Origin of the sequence: Pseudomonas sp. C1C7, from assembly GCF_013359595.1 — a bacterium.
Classification (GTDB): Bacteria; Pseudomonadota; Gammaproteobacteria; order Pseudomonadales; family Pseudomonadaceae; genus Aquipseudomonas.
This window is the reverse complement of sequence record NZ_JABFMP010000002.1, coordinates 214,567-234,852: the sequence shown is the minus strand read 5'-3', so window position 1 is coordinate 234,852 and position 20,286 is coordinate 214,567. Positions and strand designations below refer to the sequence as shown.

18 protein-coding genes are annotated in these 20,286 nt (G+C 60.6%); 6 read left to right on the top strand and 12 right to left on the bottom strand.

Going from position 1 to position 20,286, the window contains the following annotated elements; translation table 11 throughout:
- The first annotated feature begins 253 nt into the window (after window positions 1-253).
- Window positions 254-1,387, top strand: a complete 1,134-nt coding sequence (locus HNO86_RS02660; protein ID WP_175375479.1) for an AGE family epimerase/isomerase — start codon at window positions 254-256, stop codon at window positions 1,385-1,387.
- A gap of 96 nt (window positions 1,388-1,483) precedes the next feature.
- On the opposite strand, the gene HNO86_RS02655 is transcribed toward HNO86_RS02660, so the two are convergent.
- Complete coding sequence (locus HNO86_RS02655; RefSeq protein ID WP_175375478.1) at window positions 1,484-2,254, bottom strand: SDR family oxidoreductase; 771 nt, start codon at window positions 2,252-2,254, stop codon at window positions 1,484-1,486.
- 385 nt (window positions 2,255-2,639) lie between these two features.
- On the bottom strand, window positions 2,640-2,879 hold the full coding sequence (locus HNO86_RS02650; protein WP_175375559.1) for a hypothetical protein: 240 nt from the start codon (window positions 2,877-2,879) through the stop codon (window positions 2,640-2,642).
- Window positions 2,880-2,924: 45 nt separating this feature from the next.
- Between HNO86_RS02650 and HNO86_RS02645 the strand changes: the two genes are divergently transcribed.
- Entirely contained in the window at window positions 2,925-3,122 is a 198-nt protein-coding gene (locus HNO86_RS02645; protein WP_175375477.1) for a hypothetical protein, read from the top strand.
- A gap of 39 nt (window positions 3,123-3,161) precedes the next feature.
- Here the strand turns inward: HNO86_RS02645 and HNO86_RS02640 are convergent, their stop codons facing one another.
- The 7 genes from HNO86_RS02640 to HNO86_RS02610 form a co-directional block, all read right to left on the bottom strand.
- Complete coding sequence (locus HNO86_RS02640) at window positions 3,162-3,878, bottom strand: ABC transporter ATP-binding protein (RefSeq protein ID WP_175375476.1); 717 nt, start codon at window positions 3,876-3,878, stop codon at window positions 3,162-3,164.
- Window positions 3,875-4,747, bottom strand: coding sequence for an ABC transporter ATP-binding protein (locus HNO86_RS02635; protein ID WP_175375475.1), 873 nt, complete (start codon window positions 4,745-4,747; stop codon window positions 3,875-3,877). The genes HNO86_RS02640 and HNO86_RS02635 overlap by 4 nt, the downstream gene beginning before the upstream one ends.
- The gene (gene livM / locus HNO86_RS02630; RefSeq protein WP_175375474.1) at window positions 4,744-6,027 is read right to left on the bottom strand and encodes a high-affinity branched-chain amino acid ABC transporter permease LivM; all 1,284 of its coding nucleotides are present in this window, start codon (window positions 6,025-6,027) and stop codon (window positions 4,744-4,746) included. Before livM ends, HNO86_RS02635 begins: the two co-directional genes overlap by 4 nt.
- A gap of 3 nt (window positions 6,028-6,030) precedes the next feature.
- The gene (locus HNO86_RS02625; protein WP_110966091.1) at window positions 6,031-6,945 is read right to left on the bottom strand and encodes a branched-chain amino acid ABC transporter permease LivH; all 915 of its coding nucleotides are present in this window, start codon (window positions 6,943-6,945) and stop codon (window positions 6,031-6,033) included.
- Window positions 6,946-7,115: 170 nt separating this feature from the next.
- Window positions 7,116-8,249, bottom strand: coding sequence for an ABC transporter substrate-binding protein (locus HNO86_RS02620; RefSeq protein WP_175375473.1), 1,134 nt, complete (start codon window positions 8,247-8,249; stop codon window positions 7,116-7,118).
- A 363-nt stretch (window positions 8,250-8,612) separates the two neighbouring features.
- Window positions 8,613-9,896: an FAD-binding oxidoreductase gene (locus HNO86_RS02615; RefSeq protein ID WP_175375472.1), complete on the bottom strand. Its 1,284-nt coding sequence runs from the start codon at window positions 9,894-9,896 to the stop codon at window positions 8,613-8,615.
- A gap of 86 nt (window positions 9,897-9,982) precedes the next feature.
- Window positions 9,983-11,473 carry an aldehyde dehydrogenase family protein gene (locus tag HNO86_RS02610; RefSeq protein ID WP_175375471.1) on the bottom strand — a complete coding sequence of 497 codons (1,491 nt, stop codon included), beginning with the start codon at window positions 11,471-11,473 and terminating at the stop codon, window positions 9,983-9,985.
- A gap of 175 nt (window positions 11,474-11,648) precedes the next feature.
- Here HNO86_RS02610 and HNO86_RS02605 point away from each other — a divergent pair, with 175 nt between their 5' ends.
- From HNO86_RS02605 to nadE, 3 genes are all read left to right on the top strand, one after another.
- Window positions 11,649-12,554, top strand: coding sequence for a LysR family transcriptional regulator (locus tag HNO86_RS02605; RefSeq protein ID WP_175375470.1), 906 nt, complete (start codon window positions 11,649-11,651; stop codon window positions 12,552-12,554).
- Between the two features lie 168 nt (window positions 12,555-12,722).
- Window positions 12,723-13,958 carry a nicotinate phosphoribosyltransferase gene (pncB, locus tag HNO86_RS02600; RefSeq protein ID WP_175375469.1) on the top strand — a complete coding sequence of 412 codons (1,236 nt, stop codon included), beginning with the start codon at window positions 12,723-12,725 and terminating at the stop codon, window positions 13,956-13,958.
- Window positions 13,959-13,962: 4 nt separating this feature from the next.
- Window positions 13,963-14,790 (top strand): ammonia-dependent NAD(+) synthetase, encoded by an 828-nt coding sequence (gene nadE / locus HNO86_RS02595; RefSeq protein WP_175375468.1) that lies wholly within the window; start codon window positions 13,963-13,965, stop codon window positions 14,788-14,790.
- Window positions 14,791-14,942: 152 nt separating this feature from the next.
- On the opposite strand, the gene azu is transcribed toward nadE, so the two are convergent.
- A complete protein-coding gene (gene azu / locus HNO86_RS02590) occupies window positions 14,943-15,389 on the bottom strand; it encodes an azurin (RefSeq protein WP_175375467.1) in 447 nt (148 codons plus the stop codon).
- 344 nt (window positions 15,390-15,733) lie between these two features.
- On the opposite strand from azu, the gene HNO86_RS02585 reads away from it, so the two are divergent.
- A complete protein-coding gene (locus HNO86_RS02585) occupies window positions 15,734-16,321 on the top strand; it encodes a TIGR00730 family Rossman fold protein (protein WP_175375466.1) in 588 nt (195 codons plus the stop codon).
- Window positions 16,322-16,385: 64 nt separating this feature from the next.
- Here the strand turns inward: HNO86_RS02585 and HNO86_RS02580 are convergent, their stop codons facing one another.
- Both HNO86_RS02580 and dnaB read right to left on the bottom strand, forming a co-directional pair.
- The gene (locus tag HNO86_RS02580) at window positions 16,386-18,692 is read right to left on the bottom strand and encodes a YgiQ family radical SAM protein (RefSeq protein WP_175375465.1); all 2,307 of its coding nucleotides are present in this window, start codon (window positions 18,690-18,692) and stop codon (window positions 16,386-16,388) included.
- Between the two features lie 189 nt (window positions 18,693-18,881).
- Complete coding sequence (dnaB, locus tag HNO86_RS02575) at window positions 18,882-20,279, bottom strand: replicative DNA helicase (RefSeq protein WP_175375464.1); 1,398 nt, start codon at window positions 20,277-20,279, stop codon at window positions 18,882-18,884.
- Between the last annotated feature and the right edge of the window lie 7 nt (window positions 20,280-20,286).

Here is a 20,286-nt window from a genome sequence, read left to right as displayed (position 1 = left end):
ACCGAAGAAATGGATATGTACCCAAAAGCATCGCGAGCAGGCTCCCACAGTTGGTTCGGGTACATCCAAGGAAATCAGGTCGGCTGTCAGGCCGCCATCGCTGGCAAGCCAGCTCCCACATTGGACCTGTGAACACAAATCCAATGTGGGAGCGGGCTTGCTCGCGAAGACGGTATGACAGACACCGCCGATATCTGGCCGGTCTCTCTGCTAACATGTCGCGCAATCCACCCTGCCGTGACGACGCCAGCCAATGCCGCAAGCCTCCCGCTCCGCCTCCCAGCCTGAATTGACCGCCCTGTTCAGCGATGTGCAACAGCACTTCCTGAATGTGATCGTGCCGCTCTGGCAGGGTCCTGGCTGGAATGCCGACATGGCGTTGCCCCATGAGGCGCTGGATGCCGGGCATCAGCCACTGCCAGCCCAGCGTTATCGCGCCATGGCCTGTGCGCGGCAGCTGTATCTGTTTGCCAGCCTGATCGGCCAGGTGCCGGGCGCCGAAGAGCGCGCGGCGGCGCTGTTCCGCTCGTTGCAGCGGCATTTCCACGATGCCGAGCATGGCGGCTGGTTTTACAGCATCGACCCGCAGGGCGCGCCGCTGGACACCCGCAAAGATCTCTACACCCACGCCTTCATCCTGTTCGCCTGCGCTCACTACTGGGGCAAGGTCCGCGAGCCGCTGGTGGAATCGGTGCTCAACGCCAGCCTCGAAGTGATCGCCCAGCGTTTCGCCACCGACGACGGCCTCTACGAGGCCAGCCTCGACCGCGACTGGTCGTCCCTCGATAGCGGACCGCTGCAAAACCCCTTGATGCACCTGGCCGAAGCCTTCCTCGCCACCCTGTCCGTTCGCGAAGACTGCGCGGTGCAACGGGCGCTCGTCGAGTTATGCACAGGCATGCAGAAGCGTTTTATCGATCCGCAGAAAAGCGTATTGATGGAGAAGCCGCTGGGAGCTGTGGATAACTGGTTCGAACCGGGGCATCAGTTCGAATGGTATTTCCTGCTGGAGTCGTCCGATGTGCTGCGAGGTTCTGCGCTGCACGCATCCTTGGAGCGGGCGTTTGCCTTCACCGAGCAACAGGGTGTGGATAAACAGACCGGCGCGGTGCGGGCCATGCTCGATCTCGGTCCGCAAGGTGGTTCGCGGGATGCGACCCAGCGTATCTGGGCTCAGGCGGAGTACCTGCGGGCCTTGACCTTGCGTCCGGACAGCGAGGCGGCGGTATTGCGTCAGCTGCGCGCATTGCAGCAGCGTTCGCTGCATGCGGGGGGCTGGTATGAGTGCCGTGATGAGCATGGGGAAGTGAGCCGGCGCGACATGCCTTCGACCACGCCTTATCACCTGGCAACCTGTTATCGCGGGTTGGCCGATTATCTTCGCTGAATGACAGAAAGCATTCGCGGGCAAGCCTCGCTCCTACAGATTTCGTGTGAACACCTGTAGGAGCGAGGCTTGCCCGCGAATGGCCGTTATGCGGTCTTAAGCCTTGCCACCACTGCGATCAATCGCAAACCCGGCCCAGCTCTGGCTCACCGGCATCAACTCCAGGGTATTGATGTTGATGTGCGCCGGCGCATTGAGAATCCAGAAGATGGTGTCGGCGATGTCCTGCGGCTGGATCGGTTCGGCGCCGGCGTAGGTGGCGTTGTAACGCTCCTGGTCACCGCCGAAACGCACCAGCGAAAACTCGCTCTCGCACAGGCCCGGGTCGATGTTGCTGACCCGCACGCCGGTGCCTTGCAGATCGCAGCGCAGGCTCAGGGAGAACTGCTGGACGAAGGCCTTGGTCCCGCCATACACGTGGCTGCCCGGGTACGGATAGCTGCCGGCGACCGAGCCGACGTTGACGATACCGGCGCCACGACCGTGGGCGATCAGGCGCGGCAGCAGCAGGCGCGTGGCGTACATCAGGCCCTTGATGTTGGTGTCGACCATGGTGTCCCAGTCGTCCAGGCTGCACTTGGGCGCAGGGTCCGCTCCCAGGGCCAGGCCGGCATTGTTGATCAGCCCGCGCAGCTTGGCGAAGCTCGGCGGCAGGTTGGTAACGGCCTCTTCCATGGCCTTGCGGTCACGCACGTCCAGTACCAGGCCATGCACTTCGGTCTGCTTCGACAGCTCGGCGCACAGCGCGTTGAGGCGTTCCTCACGACGGCCGGTCAGCACCAGTTTCCAGCCAGCCTCGGCAAAACGACGGGCGCAGGCTTCACCAAAACCGGAAGTTGCGCCGGTGATAAACAGGGTGTTGGACATCGTGTTCTCCTTGCTTCGGCTGAGGAACAGCCATTGGAATGGACAATCAGGTGGAAGCATGCCCGGCTGGGCACTCACGGGCAACCACGTACACGTGCACGAGCTGCCGAAGGCTGCGATCTTTTGACTTTAAAGAGCAAGATCAAAAGATCGCAGCCTTCGGCAGCTTCTACACGGGGCGTGTCTGTACAAAAAACAACCAACACTCTGATAGGCAAGCCCGCCGAGGCCTGCAGCCGATTGCGCGCACGTTATCCACAAGCGAATCCACAGTCTCTGGGGGCAAGTGGAAAAGCTGCAAGCCGCTATCCACAAGGCTTTGCGCGGAGTTTGAAAACTTTTTTGCTTGACCCTCATCAACCTGCCGTGTAGCCCTTGGCGACTGTCATGACTGGACGGTCAAGGCGGCGATGGCCGCGAGCCAGTAACTGCGGCCTTCAGCGCGGTCTTTCCAGAGTTTAATCACAGACTTATCCACAGGCTTACCCACACCCGTTGGCGGTACTTTCGCCCTCAAGAAAAGGGTTGACAAAGCCGACCTGAAGACCGCCAAAATCGACTGATCAATAAATAACCACATCGCTGCAAGCCCCGGTTTTAAAGGCTCGCAGCCGAATGCCACCATGTTATTCACAGCCCGCTCCACAGCAAACGGGGACAAGTCAAAAGCGTGACAAAACAGCAGTTTGCAGCGGTTTTATGTCGCACTTCGGTAGCTGCGAAAATTTGTTTTCCACAATTGGCTTTACCTCACGCCATCACTCCTGTAGGAGCTGCCGCAGGCTGCGATCTTTTGACCTTGTTTTTAAAAGGCAACATCAAAAAATCGCAGCCTGCGGCAGCTCCTGCAAAAGCAAAAAAGCCCTGACGCTGTGAACGTCAGGGCTCTTTTGTTCAGCGCTAAGGCTTAGTGCCCGCCAAGATAGGCGTTACGCACATCCTCGTTCACCAGCAGCTCCTTGCCGGTACCACTCATGCGAATCTCGCCGTTGACCATTACATAGGCCCGGTCCGACAGCCTGAGCGCGTGGTTGGCGTTCTGCTCCACCAGAAAGATCGTCATGCCGGTCTTCGCCAGTTCCCGCAAGGTGGCGAAGATCTGTTTCACCACGATCGGCGCCAGGCCCAGGCTTGGCTCGTCGAGCAGCAACAGCTTCGGCCGGCTCATCAGGGCGCGGGCGATGGCGAGCATTTGCTGCTCGCCGCCGGACATGGTCATCGCACGCTGGTTGCGCCGCTCTTCGAGCCGCGGGAACAGCTGGAACATGCGCTGCATGTCTTCCTTGGCGTACTTGTCACCGATCGGGATGGTGCCCATCAGCAGGTTTTCCTCGACGGTCATGTCGGGGAACACCCGCCGCCCTTCCGGCGACTGCGCGATGCCGTTGGAAGCAATGTAGTGCGACGACTTGTGGGTAATGTTCACGCCCTGATAGACGATCTCCCCGTCCGCCGCCCGTGGCTGGCCGAAGATCGACATCAGCAGGGTCGACTTGCCGGCGCCGTTGGAGCCGATCAGGCTGACGGTTTCCCCTTCGTTGATGTGCAGCGAGACTTTCTTCAGGGCCTGGATCGGCCCGTAGAACACATCCAGCTCCTTGAGTTCGAGGATGGGTTTGCTCATACCACCTCCTCTTCGTCGGCGCCCAGGTAAGCGGCAATCACTTTCGGATCGTTGCGGATGTCGTCGGGACCGCCCTCGGCGATGACGACGCCGTGGTCCAGCACCACGATGTGGTCGGAAATGCTCATTACCATGCCCATGTCGTGTTCGATCAGCACCACGGTCAGATCGTGCTCGTCGCGCAGCAGCCGGATCATCGCGCTCAGCGCTTCGGTTTCCTGAGGGTTGAGGCCGGCGGCCGGTTCGTCCAGGCAGATGATCTGCGGACGGGTACACATGGCCCGGGCGATTTCCAGGCGACGCTGCTGACCGTAGGACAGTTCACCGGCCAGACGGTTGGCGCAGTCCACCAGGTCCACCACTTCCAACCAGTAGAAGGCGTGGTCCAGCGCATCGCTTTCGGCCTTGCGATAGCCCTTGGTGTTGAGGATGCCCGCCAGCATGTTGCGGTTGACCCACATGTGCTGGGCCACCAGCAGGTTTTCCAGCACCGACATTTCCTTGAACAGGCGAATGTTCTGGAAAGTCCGCGCCAGACCCGCACGGTTGACCAGATGGGTGCCGCCGAACGCCTTGTACCAGAGGCGACTGCCGAAGGATTTCGGCGAGACGAAGTCGGTCGGCTTGAACGATTCGCCCAACAGCTTGATGACGTTGGTCTGCTGGCCACGCAGGTTGAGTTCGATCTTGCCGCCGGAAGCCTTGTAGAAACCGGTCAGGCAGTTGAACACCGTGGTCTTGCCGGCGCCGTTGGGGCCGATCAGGGCGAAGATCGAGTTGCGTTTGACCTTCAGGCTGACGTCGTTCAGCGCCTTGATGCCGCCGAAGTGCATCATGAGTTTTTCGACGTTGAGTACGACTTCGCTCATGGCGCTACTCCTTTTCGCGGCGTCACACCGGTGCGGCTGATCCGAATCAGTCCGCGCGGTCGCCAGATCATCATCAGCACCATCAGCATCCCGAACAGCAGGACGCGGTATTCGGCAAAGCCACGCAGCAGCTCTGGAGCCACGGTCAGCACGAATGCGGCGATCACTACGCCGATGGTCGAACCCATGCCGCCCAGTACCACGATGGCCAGGATCAGTGCCGATTCGAAGAAGGTGAACGAGGTTGGGTTGACGAACCCCTGGTAGGTGGCGAAGAACACACCGGCCAGGCCCGCGGTCGATGCACCGATGGTGAACGCCGAGAGTTTGACCAGCACGTGGTTCAGGCCCATGGAGCGGCAGGCGATTTCATCTTCGCGCAGCGCTTCCCAGGCACGACCGACCGGCATCTTGACCAGACGGTGCTTGATGTACAGCACGGCCAGCACGACCAGGAACAACACCGCGTAGATGAAGTAGTACTTCACGTCGGGGTTGTAGGCGATACCGAAGAACTCGTGGAACGGAACCCCGCCGTCCTTGGCGCGCTTGCCAAACTCCAGGCCGAAGAAGGTCGGCAGTGGCGCCGGCATGCCGTTCGGGCCGCCGGTCAGCGACAGCCAGTTGTTGAGCACCAGACGAATGATTTCACCGAAGCCCAGGGTCACGATCGCCAGGTAGTCGCCGTGCAGACGCAGCACCGGGAAACCGAGGATGCAACCGGCAAGGCCGGCGGTGATCGCCGCCAGTGGCAGCACGGTCCAGAACCCCAGCCCCAGGTACTGATAACCGAGCGCCAGGCCGTAGGCACCGATGGCGTAGAACGCCACGTAACCCAGGTCGAGCAGACCGGCCAGGCCGACCACGATGTTCAGCCCCAGGCCCAGCAGCACGTAGATCAACCCGAGGATGACCACGCCCAACAGGTAGGAGTTGGAGAAGAACGGCAGCACGATGGCCACGACGATCATCAGCGGGATGATCCAGCGCAGACGTGATTTGTAATCCGGCGGCAGCACGTGCACGCCCGAGCCCGGGCTTTCGAAACTCTGGAGAATCTTTTCACCCTTGGCGGTCTGCAGGAACGTGCTCAGGACGAAACGACCGGCCATGACGATGGCGACGATCCAGGCCACCCGTGAGGTTTCCAAGTTGAAGCCGTAGCCGTCGAGCACGACGCCGACGATTGGCCCGAACACGATCAGGGCGATGAGGCCGGAGAGAATCGCATCAACCAGACTTTTTTTGAGATCAATGGTTTTTTTAGTGGTTGAAGACATCGCTTACACCTTCGACACGAGAGGACGGCCGAGCAGGCCTTGAGGCCGAAAGACCAGAACGAGAACCAGCAGCGAGAAGCTGAAGACGTCTTTGTAGTCCGAGTTGACCAGACCCGAGAACAGCGACTCGGAGATCCCCAGGATGATCCCGCCGAGCATGGCGCCAGGCAGCGAGCCGATCCCGCCGAGTACCGCGGCAGTGAAGGCCTTGATGCCGATGACGAAGCCCGCGTAGAAGTCGAACGTGCCGTAGTTCATGGTGATCAGCACGCCGGCCAGGGCCGCCATCGCTGCACCGATGATGAACACGTAGGAAATCACCCGGTCGGTGTTGATCCCCAGGATCGAGGCCATCTTGCGGTCTTGCTGGGTCGCGCGGCACATGCGGCCGAGCTTGGTGTACTTGATGATGTAGGTCAGCGCCGCCATGCCGGCAAATGCCGCGACCAGAATGAAGATCTTGGTGTAGGTCAACTGGACGAAGCCGGTGCCTACGTCGATGCGCCATGCGCCGGTCAACAGTGTCGGAACACCTTGCTGGCGAGCGCCCTGGGAGATCTGTGCATAGTTTTGCAGGATCAGCGAGATACCGATGGCGCTGATCAGCGGTGCCAGGCGGGTGGAGTTGCGCAGAGGTTTGTAGGCGATGCGTTCGATGACCCAGCCATAGACCCCGGTGACGACAATGGTGAACACCAGTGTGCCGAGCATCAGAAGAGGGAAGGATTCAATACCGAAGTAAGCCAGCAGTGCCAGACTGATTGCCGCGAGGTAAGCGGAAATCATGTAAACCTCGCCGTGGGCGAAGTTGATCATGCCAATGATGCCATAGACCATTGTGTAGCCGATGGCGATCAGGCCATAGACCGACCCGAGGGTCAGGCCGTTGACCAGTTGCTGCAGGAAAATACCATCCATAACGCAATCTCACGCATTTGAGAGACTGCACAGAAGCCGCTTGTGACGGACCGGGGTTCAGCCGCCGACGCAAGACGGTAGTGTGCAGCTCTACGAGAAAAGACAGGTACTGCACGGACATGTTTCAGGATTGCCCGGCGCGCAAGGCGCCGGGCAATCAGCAGGTCATGTCACTTCTGTTTTTCCAGTTGGTGGTATTTACCGTCCTTGTCCCATTGGTAGACCACGTAGTCGGAGACCTTCAGGTCGCCTTTGGCGTCCCAGGTCTTCTCGCCCATCACGGTTTTGACCGGGTTGGCTTTCAGCCACTTGGCAGCGTCTTCGCCCTTGTTGGATTTGGCACCATTGAAGGCGGCAGCGAGAGCCTGGACAGAAGCGTAGGCGTATAGGGTGTAGCCTTCAGGCTCGTAACCAGTCTTGCGGAACGTGTCCACCACGGCCTTGCTGTCCGGCAGCAGACGCGGGTCGGCGCCGAAGGTCATCAGCACGCCATCGACGTATTGCGGGCCGCCAGCGGTGGTCACCAGCTCGTCGGTCACGATGCCGTCGTCAGACATGAACTTCACATCTTTCAAGCCTTCGGTACGCAGTTGTTTGACCAGTGGACCGGCTTCCGGGTGCAGGCCACCGAAGTAGACCACGTCGGCGCCAGCGGCACGGATCTTGGTGACGATGGCGCTGAAGTCTTTCTCGCCGCGGGTCAGGCCTTCGTACAGCACGGGCTTGACGCCGCGTTTTTCCAGCTGTGCCTTGGTGGCGTCAGCCAGGCCCTGGCCGTAGGTGTCCTTGTCGTGCAGCACGACGACTTTCTTGCCCTTGAGCACGTCGACGATGTAGTCGCCGGCCACGATGCCTTGCTGGTCGTCACGTCCGCACATGCGGAACATGGCGCTCAGGCCGCGTTCGGTCACCTGTGGGTTGGTGGAACCTGGAGTGATGGCGATGATTCCGGCTTCGTCGTAGATTTCCGATGCGGGAATAGTGTTGGAAGAGCAGAAGTGACCGACAACGCCGGCGACTTTCTGGTTGGTCAGGTCTTTGGCGACCGTCACAGCCTGTTTAGGTTCGCAGGCGTCGTCGCCCTTGACCAGTACGATTTTTTCCCCGTTGACGCCGCCTGCCGCGTTGACCGCATCGGCCGCCGCCTGTGCACCCTTCATGTACTGCTCGCCAAATGCCGCGTTGGCGCCCGTCATTGGACCCGCTACGCCGATCTTGATGTCAGCCTGAGCAAACGCAGAAACACCCAACGCAGTAGCCACTGCGAGGGCCAAAAAGCCTTTTTTGTAAAACGTCTGGGACATGAGGTGGTGCTCCAAGGTTTTTTTTAATTGGCACTGCGACTTCACTGAATGCTCAGAGCAAGGGCCGTGCCATCGGTTTTTTATTCTTCAAAAAGTCGCTGCATTATTGTTTTTTCGACTGTTTCGGTCCCATTTTCATTGGGCGTGCAACCGTCTAAACCGCGGAAGGTGAAACCATTTATTTTTTGAGGCGCAACCCTGGTGCGCCATCATTGCAACCGCGGCACTAAACGACGTGCAACCAGCCTGTAACAACGCGCGTCACCGAACTGCACACTACCGGTGCGCAACTGCTACAACACGCACCACTACAGGCTAGTCGCTGCGCCGAAAAGCGCCGCTTTCAACAACGAATTTCGATCGTCAGATGACGATCCGCAAGCACTGGCCCGCGTGATACAGCGAGAAACCGGCCTCGTACAGACAACTGCGCAACCCTGCTCCCGTCAGGGGCTGCATCGGTGCGAAGGGAATCGGTAGCGCTTGAGGATTTTTGTTACACAAATAGTCGGCGAACGCCTTGCCGACCACTGTCCCGGTGGTCACGCCACGACCGTTGTACCCGGTAACTGCCACTATGCCCGGGGCCGGTTCGAACAGGCGCATCAGGTGATCGGGGGTGAATGCTATGCGCCCCGTCCAGGTGCATTCCCACTCCACCGGTTTCAGATACGGGAAGTAATGCTGCTGGACGCGGTCGGCCCAGGCCTTGAGGAACCAGGCCGGTTTCTGATTGCCGTTGCCCAGGCTGCCGAGCAACAGACGGCCATCCTTGTCGCGACGAATGCTGCTGAGCACCTGGCGGGTGTCCCAGGAACCCTGTCCGCCGGGCAGGATTTGTTGCGCGGCTTCTTCGGTCAGCGGCACCGAGGCCACTTGATAGTAATAACCGGGGAAGAAGTTGCGCTTGAGTTCGGTCCAGTCGCCTTCGGTGTAGGCGTTGGAGGCGATTACCACCTGCTCGGCCAGCACCGAACCCTGCTCGGTTTGCACCGACCAGCGCTGGCCCTGGCGTTCGAGCCGGGTCACCGGGGAATGGTCGAACACCTGAGCGCCCAGGCTTACAGCGGCCTTGGCCAGTCCGGTGACGTACCCCATCGGATTGAGGGTGCCGGCCCGGCGATCGAGCAGTGCGGCGGCAATTTTTTGGGTGCCCGTGGCTTGTTCACAGGCCTGGCCGGTCAACAGCTCCACCGGCGCGCCGCGACGCTTCCATTGTTCTTCACGACTGCGCAGATCGGCTTCGCCACGGGCGTTGTGCGCCATGTGCAGCGTGCCTTCGCGGCGCAGCTGGCAATCGATGTTGTATTTGTCGACCAGGCTGAACACCAGCGCCGGCGCCGCACCCAGCATGCTATTGAGCTGGCTGCCAACCGCCTTGCCAAACCCGGCTTCGATCTCGTCCGGCGGGATCCACATGCCGGCGTTGACCAGGCCGACGTTGCGCCCCGAACCGCCATGGCCGGCGCGATGGGCTTCCAGCACACAGACCGTCTTGCCCTGTTCCCGCAAATGCACCGCCGCCGACAGCCCGGTAAAACCGGCACCGATGACGCAGACATCGACCGTCAGCTCACCCTTGAGCGCCGCATTGTCGGGTCTTTGCGGCGTCAGTTTTTCCCACAGACACTCTTCGCGTAATGGCATGTTAGCTCCTGGGGAGCAGCTACAAGCCGCAAGCTACAAGCTGCAAGCCAACTGCTTGAAGCTTGTGGCTTGCAGCTTACGGCTGCTCAATCAAACGTAATGCCTTGTGCCAATGGCAGCTCGAGCGAATAGTTCACGGTGTTGGTCTGACGGCGCATGTACGCGCGCCATGCGTCGGAGCCGGATTCGCGGCCACCGCCGGTTTCTTTCTCGCCACCGAACGCACCGCCGATTTCCGCGCCGCTCGGGCCGATGTTGACGTTGGCGATGCCGCAGTCGCTGCCCACCGCCGACATGAACTGCTCGGCTTCACGCACGTCGGTGGTGAAGATGCACGAGGACAGGCCTTGCGGCACGGCGTTGTTCAGACGCAGCGCTTCCTTGAAATCGCTGTAGCCGACCACGTACAGGATCGGGGCGAAGGTTTCGTGGCAGACCACATCGCTCTGCTCCGGCATTTCGACGATGGCTGGCGCGACGTAGTAGGCGTTCGGGAATTTGTCTTCCAGCTGACGCTGACCGCCGAACACCCGGCCACCTTCGCTCAGGGCACGCTCCAGGGCGTCCTGCATGTTGTCGAAGCTTTGCTTGTCGATCAGCGGGCCGATCAGGTTGCCTTCCAGCGGATGGCCGATGCGCACCTTGGAATAGGCGGCCTTGAGGCGGGTGACGATCTCTTCCTTCACCGATTCGTGGGCGATCAGACGACGCAGGGTGGTGCAACGCTGGCCGGCGGTGCCGACGGCGCTGAACAGGATCGCGCGAACGGCCATGTCCAGGTCGGCGCTCGGGCCGAGGATCATCGCGTTGTTGCCGCCCAGTTCCAGAATGCTGCGGGCGAAGCGTGCAGCGACTTTCGGCGCCACTTCACGGCCCATGCGGGTGCTGCCGGTGGCGCTGATAAGGGCGACGCGCGGGTCATCGACCAGGGCTTCGCCGGCGTCGCGACCGCCAATGATCACTTGGCTCAGGTACGGCGGGGCATCGCTGAAGTTCTTCAGCACACGCTCGAACAGCGCCTGGCAGGCCAGCGCGGTCAGCGGGGTCTTTTCCGACGGTTTCCAGACCACCGGGTTGCCGCAGACCAGCGCCAGCGTGGTGTTCCAGGCCCAGACCGCCACCGGGAAGTTGAAGGCACTGATGACACCGACGACGCCCAGCGGATGCCAGGTTTCACGCATGTGGTGACCAGGACGCTCGGAGGCGATGGTCAGGCCGTACAGCTGGCGCGACAGGCCGACGGCGAAGTCGCAGATGTCGATCATTTCCTGAACTTCACCCAGGCCTTCCTGAGTGATCTTGCCGGCTTCCCAAGACACCAGCTCGCCCAGATCGGCCTTGTATTCGCGCAGGACTTCACCGAATTGACGCACCAGTTCGCCACGGCGCGGCGCCGGAACCTTGCGCCACTGTTCGAACGCATGATCCGCGCGACTGATGTGCTGCTCGACTTCAGCGGCGCCTTCCCAGTTCACGGCGGCGATGCGGCTGCCGTCGATGGGCGAATGCACAGGCACTTTGCCGTTCTGGTACAGGGCCGGGTTCACACCAAGACGATCAAGCAATGCGGCAACCATGGGTTACTCCTCAAGCAGAAAACGGTACGGGTGCAGTCGCGCATTCGCGACTGATCAGACCTGTAGTTTTAGCGCTCCCGAGGTTACTCAACAAACGACCATTAAGAGAGATATCATTCCGTTTATTCATGCTGTGCATTGCAGGCAATAAAGAGACAAGAACAAAGGACCGCCCATGCTGAACAAACGCTATCTGCCCTCGATCGCTGCGCTGCAGTGTTTCGAAGCCGTGACCCGGCATCTGAGCTTCACCCGGGCCGCCGAAGAGCTGAATCTGACCCAGAGCGCCGTCAGCAAGCAGGTGGCGCAATTGGAAGAGTTGTTGCAGCACTTGTTGTTCCGCCGGGTGCGCCGCCGCCTGCAAATGACCCCGGCCGGGGATTTGTACCTGGTGGAAGTCCGAAAAATCCTCACCCAGGTCGAGATGTCGACCCATTACCTGCGCTCCTACGGCGGCGAGACGGAAGTCCTGCGGGTTTCCACGCCCCCGACCTTCGGCGCCCGCTGGCTGGTGCCACGCCTCAAGGGCTGGCGCCTGCGTCACCCCTCGATTCATCTGGACCTGTGCAGCGAGCAGGAAGCGGACGACCTGCTGCAAGGGCGCAGCGACCTGGCGTTCTACTTCGGCCAGGGCTCACGGCCGGGCACCGAATGCCTGAAACTGTTCAGCGAGGAACTGGTGCCGGTCTGCTCCCCCGCCAGCCTGCCCGCCGAGCCCTTCACCGACCCGACGCAACTGGCCGACCTGGTCCTTTTGCAAAACGCCTCCCGCCCCCAGGCCTGGCATGACTGGTTCGACAATCAGGGCTACCACACCGAGCACAGCTACCACGGCCCACGCTTCGAAACCTTCTATATGTGTATCCGCGCCGCGCAGGTCGGCTGCGGCGTGGCGCTGCTGCCACGGTTCCTGGTGGAAGAGGAACTGGCCGAGGGCAAGCTGGTCATTCCATGGAAGCATGCAATGCCGAGCACCGACGCCTATTACCTGGCCTACCCGGAGCATTCGGCGGAAGTGCCGAAGGTGCGGGATTTCGTGAAGTGGATGTTGGAGCAGATCGATACACCTACCACCGTGTAGGAGCTGCCGAAGGCTGCGATCTTTTGATCTTGCTCTTTGAACAGAATTAAAAGATCGCAGCCTCGTTTCACTCGACAGCTCCTACAGGGCTTCGTCAGTACAAAAAACGCTGGCATTTCCCGGCACCGATATGCGCCACTATCGCTATTCAATGTGGAGACCCCCTTTATGAGCGAGAGTGTGTTTGCCGATCGCATCGTGCAGAACCTGCTCGACACCGACTTTTACAAGCTGACGATGATGCAGGCGGTGCTGCACAACTACCCCAACGTGGAAGTCGAATGGGAGTTTCGTTGCCGTAACAGCGAGGATTTGCGTCCGTACCTTCAGGAAATCCGCCTGCAGATCGAGCGCCTGGCCGAGTTGAGCCTGAGCGCCGATCAGTTGAGCTTCCTGGAGCGCATTACCTTTCTCAAGCCCGACTTCCTGCGCTTTCTCGGCCTGTTCCGCTTCAACCTGCGCTACATCCACACCGGCATCGAAAACGGCGAGCTGTTCATCCGCCTGCGTGGCCCGTGGCTGCATGTGATCCTGTTTGAAGTGCCGATCCTGGCCATGGTCAGCGAAGTGCGTAACCGCTATCGCCACAGCGAAATCGTCCTGGAGCAGGCCCGCGAACAGCTGTATCGCAAGTTCGACTGGCTGAGCGCCAACGCCAGCGCCGACGAGCTGTCCGAACTGCAGGTCGCCGATTTCGGCACCCGCCGTCGATTCTCCTACCGCGTGCAGGAAGAAGTGGTGAACGTGCTCAAACACGATTTCCCCGGACGCTTCGTCGGCACCAGCAACGTGCACCTGTCCCGGGAGCTGGACATGAAACCCCTGGGCACCATGGCCCACGAGTGGATCATGGCCCACCAGCAACTGGGGCCACGGCTGATCGACAGCCAGATTGCCGCCCTCGATTGCTGGGTTCGCGAGTACCGCGGCCTGCTGGGGATCGCCCTGACCGATTGCATCACCAGCGATGCGTTCCTGGGCGATTTCGACCTGTTTTTCGCCAAGCTCTTCGACGGTCTGCGCCACGACTCCGGCGATGCGGTGCTGTGGGCGGAAAAGGCCATCGCGCACTATCACAAGCTGGGCATCGACCCGATGAGCAAGACCCTGACCTTCTCCGACAGCCTGACGCTGCCCAAGGCCCTGGATATATTCCGTGCGCTACGGGGCCGGATCAATGTCAGCTTCGGTATCGGCACCAACCTGACGTGTGATATTCCGGGTGTCGAACCGATGAGCATCGTGCTTAAAATGACCGCCTGCAACGGTGCGCCCGTGGCCAAGATCTCCGACGAGCCCGGCAAGACGCACTGCAAAGACCCGAATTTCGTCGCCTATTTGCGACACGTTTTCCAAGTACCTGCCCCCCTTTCCGGCACATCCGGTCCATCTAGCAAGGAGTGAATTCATGCAAGCCGTACAGCGTGAGATTGCTGAGCAGCTCAAGGTTCAACCGCCGTTCGCCGACGAGGCCGCTCTGGAGGCGGAAGTCGCCCGGCGCATTACCTTCATTCAGGACTGCCTGGTCAACTCCGGGCTCAAGACTCTGGTGCTGGGCATCAGTGGCGGTGTCGATTCCCTGACCGCGGGCCTTTTGGCCCAGCGCGCCATGCGCGAACTGCGTCAACGCACGGGCGACGACAGCTACAAGTTCATCGCCGTGCGCCTGCCGTACGAAACCCAGTTCGATGAACACGACGCCCAGGCCTCGGTGGATTTCATCAAGCCCGATGAGCGCCACACTGTGAACATCGGCCCGTCGGTCAAGGCCCTGGCCAATGAAGTCGCGGCATTCGAAGGCAAACACGCGGTCTCGGTGGACTTCGTGCTCGGCAACACCAAGGCGCGCATGCGCATGGTCGCCCAGTACACCATCGCCGGCGCGACCCAGGGCCTGGTGATCGGCACCGACCACGCGGCGGAAGCGGTAATGGGCTTCTTCACCAAGTTTGGTGACGGCGCCTGCGACCTGGCACCGCTCAGCGGCCTGGTGAAAAACCAGGTCCGGGCGATCGCCCGCAGCTTCGGCGCGCCGGAATCGCTGGTGGAAAAAGTCCCGACCGCCGACCTGGAAGACCTGTCGCCAGGCAAACCGGACGAAGCCTCCCACGGCGTGACCTACGCCGAGATCGACGCCTTCCTGCACGGCAACCCGGTGCGCGAGGAAGCATTCAAGATCATTTGCGATACGTACAGAAAAACCCAGCACAAGCGCGTGATGCCGTTCGCGCCGTGAAGTGCTGACCTTTATGTAGGAGCTGCCGAAGGCTGCGATCTTTTGATCTTGTTTCTAAAAAATCAAAAGATCGCAGCCTCGTTTCACTCGACAGCTCCTACACGAGCAAAAAAAAGCGCCTGTAAGGGCGCTTTTTTATGACGACAATTCGATCACTTCAGCGTGACAGTGCCTTTCATCATCGAGATATGGCCCGGGAACGAGCAGAAGAAGCCGTATTTCTCGTTGGCATCGAGCTTGGACACATCGAAGGTCACCGAGTCTGTCTCCTTGGCACCGATGATCTTGGTGTGCGCGATGACGCGGGCGTCGCCGTCTTTCAGGTAGTTCTTGTCGATACCGGCGCCCAGGCCGTCAGTGGCGATTGGCTGCATGTCGGCTTCTTTGCTCAACACCCAGTTATGGCCCATGACGTTCTTCGGCAAGCTGCCGGAGTGGGTCAGTTCGACGGTGAAGGTTTTGCAGCTCTTGTCGATTTCAATGGCCTTCGTGTTGAAGGACATCTGGTCTGTGGAGTCAACGGTGACTTTGCACTCCGCAGCCATCAATTGGCTGCTGGCCAGTGTCAACAGGGATACCGCAACGAGTTTGGCAAACATGGTGAATCTCCAAGGCAGGGTTATCGGGAATTGCGAATGGACAGAAGACTGCCTGAAAACTTCGCAAGTTCATATGACCTGAATCAAAAATTGTATACAACTTTTGGGCTATAGCCCCCATCGAGACAATCTACCAGCCAGGTTTCTGCCCCGGACCTATGATCGAGCCATCATCACTGACTGGAGCTTTCGACATGTACCTCAACAGCCTGTTGTGCAGCCTGCTCGCCGCCTACGCCTGTGGCGCCAGCGGCACCTATGAAACGCCAAAACGGGAAGTTTAGTCCTTGGAGCGCGGTACGCATGCCTTTACTCTGTGGCCCTGATCGACCCTGGAGTAAGGCATGTCTTTAGCATCCGTTTGTGTATTTTGTGGGGCCAGCACCGGCACCCATCCGGCTTACCGTGAAGCAGCCGTGGCCCTGGGCCGCGCCTTGGCCGAACGCAAGATGACCCTGGTCTATGGCGGTGGCGCCGTGGGCCTGATGGGTATTGTGGCCGACGCCGCGCTGGCGGCCGGTGGCGAAGTGATCGGCATCATCCCGCAAAGCCTCAAGGACAAGGAAATCGGCCACAGCGGCCTGACCCGCCTGGAAGTGGTCGACGGCATGCACGCGCGCAAGGCGCGGATGGCCGAACTCAGCGACGCCTTCATCGCCCTGCCGGGTGGCCTGGGCACGCTGGAAGAATTATTCGAAGTCTGGACCTGGGGCCAGTTGGGATACCACGGCAAGCCGTTGGGCCTGCTGGAAGTGAACGGTTTCTACAGCAAACTCACCGGTTTTCTCGATCACATCGTCGAAGAAGGTTTCGTGCGCGGGGCGCATCGCGACATGCTGCAGGTGAGCGAATCGCCGCAGACGCTGCTGGATTCGCTGGAGAACTGGCGCCCGAGCGTCGCGCCGAAGTGGGTCGAGCAAAAGCCCGACTGAAGATTCCCCCTCCCCTGCAGGAGGCATTCCCACGCGGAGCGTGGGAACGATCAGGAGATGAGGCTTAGCGCGGCACCACCGGCTTGCGCCCGGCCTTCTGCCCTTTGCCGCCTTTGGCCGCTTCCTTGCGCTCCTTGGCCGCCTGCTGGTTGCGGGCGAATGCCGCCGCCTTGGCCTGTTCACGCTTGTCCCACGGGTTGCCGCCGTCGCTGGCGCGCGGTGGCAGGCCAGTGTGCTGGGTCAGGATCTTGGTGGTCTTTTCACCGGAAACCTTATGACTGCCAGCCGGCGTCGAGTTCTTGCGACGGGCGCTCTGGTAGCTGTCGGTCGACGGCTGATGCAGCGGGATCAGCTGGTTCTTGCCCGGGCCGATCAGGTCGCCGCGCCCCATGCGAGTCAAGGCTTCACGCAGCATCGGCCAGCCTTTCGGATCGTGATAACGCAGGAACGCCTTGTGCAGGCGACGCTGCTCTTCGCTCTTGACGATGGTCACCGGGTCGCTCTTGTAGGTGACCTTGCGCAGCGGGTTCTTGCCCGAGTGGTACATCGCGGTGGCGCTGGCCATCGGCGACGGGTAGAACGCCTGCACCTGGTCGGCACGGAAACCGTTGCCCTTGAGCCACAGCGCCAGGTTCATCATGTCTTCGTCGGTGGTGCCAGGGTGCGCGGCGATGAAGTACGGAATCAGGTACTGCTCTTTGCCCGCTTCCTTGGAGAACTTCTCGAACATGCGCTTGAACCGGTCATAGGTACCAATGCCCGGTTTCATCATCTGGTTGAGCGGACCTTCCTCGGTGTGTTCCGGGGCGATCTTCAGGTAACCACCGACGTGGTGGGTCACCAGCTCCTTCACATACTCCGGCGACTCGACCGCGAGGTCGTAACGCAGACCGGACGCGATCAGGATCTTCTTCACACCCGGCAAGGCGCGGGCGCTGCGATACAGCTGGATCAGCGAAGAGTGGTCGGTGTTCAGGTTCGGGCAGATGCCAGGGAACACGCACGACGGCTTGCGGCACGCGGATTCGATTTCCGGGCTCTTGCAGGCGATGCGATACATGTTCGCGGTCGGGCCGCCGAGGTCGGAAATCACGCCGGTAAAACCCGGGACCTTGTCGCGAATTTCTTCGATTTCGCGAATGATCGACTCTTCGGAACGGTTCTGGATGATCCGGCCTTCGTGCTCGGTGATCGAGCAGAAAGTGCAGCCACCGAAGCAGCCACGCATGATGTTCACCGAGAAACGGATCATGTCGTAGGCCGGGATTTTCTCCTTGCCATACGCAGGATGCGGAATACGCGCGTAAGGCATGCCGAACACGTAGTCCATTTCTTCGGTGGTCATCGGAATGGGCGGCGGGTTGAACCAGACGTCGACCTCACCATGCTTCTGCACCAGCGCACGGGCGTTACCCGGGTTGGTTTCCAGGTGCAGCACGCGGTTGGCGTGGGCGTAGAGCACCGGGTCGTTGCGGACCTTCTCTACCGACGGCAGACGGATCACGGTCTTGTCGCGGGTCATCTTCGGGCTTGCCAGGATCTGCACGACCTTGGCTTCCTGCGGGTCCTCAACCGGCCCCTTTTCCTGCTCGATGGCGCAGGCTTGGGTGTCCTGAGTATTGACGTACGGGTTGATGATCTTGTCGATCTTGCCCGGACGGTCGATGCGCGTGGAATCGACTTCGTACCAGTCTTTCGGCGTGTCGCGACGGATGAACGCGGTGCCGCGCACATCGGTGATGTCTTCGATCTTCTGGCCGTAGGACAGGCGCTGGGCGACTTCGACGATCGCACGCTCGGCGTTGCCGTAGAGCAGGATGTCGGCGCTGGCGTCGATCAGGATCGAGTTGCGCACCCGGTCCTGCCAGTAGTCGTAGTGGGCGATGCGGCGCAGGGAGGCTTCGATGCCGCCGAGCACGATCGGCACGTGCTTGTAGGCTTCCTTGCAGCGCTGGCTGTAGACCAGGCTCGCGCGGTCCGGACGCTTGCCCGCCATGCCGCCTGGCGTGTAGGCGTCGTCGGAACGGATTTTCTTGTCGGCGGTGTAGCGGTTGATCATCGAGTCCATGTTGCCGGCCGCGACGCCGAAAAACAGGTTCGGCTCGCCCAGCTTCATGAAGTCGTCTTTGGATTGCCAGTCAGGCTGGGCAATGATCCCGACGCGGAAGCCCTGGGCCTCCAGCAGACGGCCGATGATCGCCATGCCGAACGACGGGTGATCGACGTAGGCATCACCGGTGACGATGATGATGTCGCAGGAATCCCAGCCAAGCTGATCCATCTCCTCCCTGCTCATCGGCAGGAATGGCGCTGGCCCGAAACATTCGGCCCAGTACTTGGGATAGTCAAATAACGGCTTGGCTGATTGCATGTCGATAACCGGTGTTGGCTTTCATTGAATTTCGCGGGCGCGGAATATAGCACAAATTTTGATCAATTCCGACGGCTGTGGTCGGAAATTGCGGTGACCCATTCGCGGGCAAGCCTCGCTCCTACAGGTCAGCGCGATCTGTAGGAGCGAGGCTTGCCCGCGAAGAGGCCAGGTCAGACGATGAAGATCTTATTCGTCATCATCGAAGTTATAGCTACCCGGCGCCAGGTTCTCGAACCGGGTGTATTTACCGATGAACGCCAACCGGATAAAGCCGATCGGGCCGTTACGCTGCTTGCCGATGATGATCTCGGCGATGCCCTTGTGCTCGGTTTCCGGGTGATACACCTCGTCGCGGTACACGAACATGATCACGTCGGCGTCCTGCTCGATCGCTCCGGATTCCCGCAAGTCGGAGTTCACCGGGCGCTTGTTCGGCCGCTGTTCCAGGGAGCGGTTGAGCTGGGACAGTGCCACCACCGGGCAGTTGAATTCCTTCGCCAGGGCTTTCAGGGATCGGGAGATCTCGGAAATCTCGTTGGTCCGGTTATCACCGCTGGAGCCCGGGATCTGCATCAACTGCAGGTAGTCGATCATGATCAGGCCGATTTCGCCATGCTCACGCACCAGACGCCGGGTGCGGGCGCGCATCTCGGACGGGCTGATACCGGCGGTATCGTCGATGAACAGCTTGCGGTCGTTGAGCAGGTTCACCGCAGAGGTCAGGCGCGGCCAGTCATCGTCTTCCAGCTGGCCGGAACGGACCTTGGTCTGGTCGATGCGCCCCAGGGACGAGAGCATACGCATGATCAGCGATTCGCCTGGCATCTCGAGGGAGTACACCAGCACCGCCTTGTCGCTGCGCAGTACGGCGTTTTCCACGAGGTTCATCGCAAAGGTTGTCTTACCCATCGACGGACGGCCGGCGACGATGATCAGGTCGGCCGGCTGCAGGCCACTGGTCTTGTCGTCCAGGTCGGTGTAGCCGGTGGACAGGCCGGTAATGCCTTCACCGGTGTTGAACAGGGTGTCGATGCGGTCGATGGCCTTGGTCAGCAAATCGTTGACGCCTACCGGGCCGGTGGTCTTGGGGCGGGCCTCGGCGATCTGGAAGATCTGCCGCTCGGCCTCGTCGAGGATCTCTTCGGCGGTACGGCCTTCGGGGTTGAAGGCGCTGTCGGCGATCTCGTTACTGATGCCGATCAGCTGGCGCAAGGTCGCACGCTGGCGGACGATCTGCGCATAGGCCTTGATGTTGGCGACCGAAGGCGTGTTTTTCGCAAGTTCCCCCAGGTAACCGAGGCCGCCGACCTGGGACGTCTGCCCTTCCTTGTCCAATTGCTCGGCCAGGGTCACGACATCGATCGGCATGTTCTGATCGGCAAGCTTGGAGATCGCACGGAAAATCAGGCGGTGGTCATGTCGATAGAAATCACCGTCGGAGACTTGATCGAGCACGCGCTCCCAGGCGTTGTTGTCCAGCATCAGACCACCAAGTACAGCCTGTTCGGCTTCGATGGAATGCGGCGGCACCTTCAGCGCAGCAGTTTGCAGATCGTATTGCTCGGGAACTGAGATTTCGTTCATGGCCACT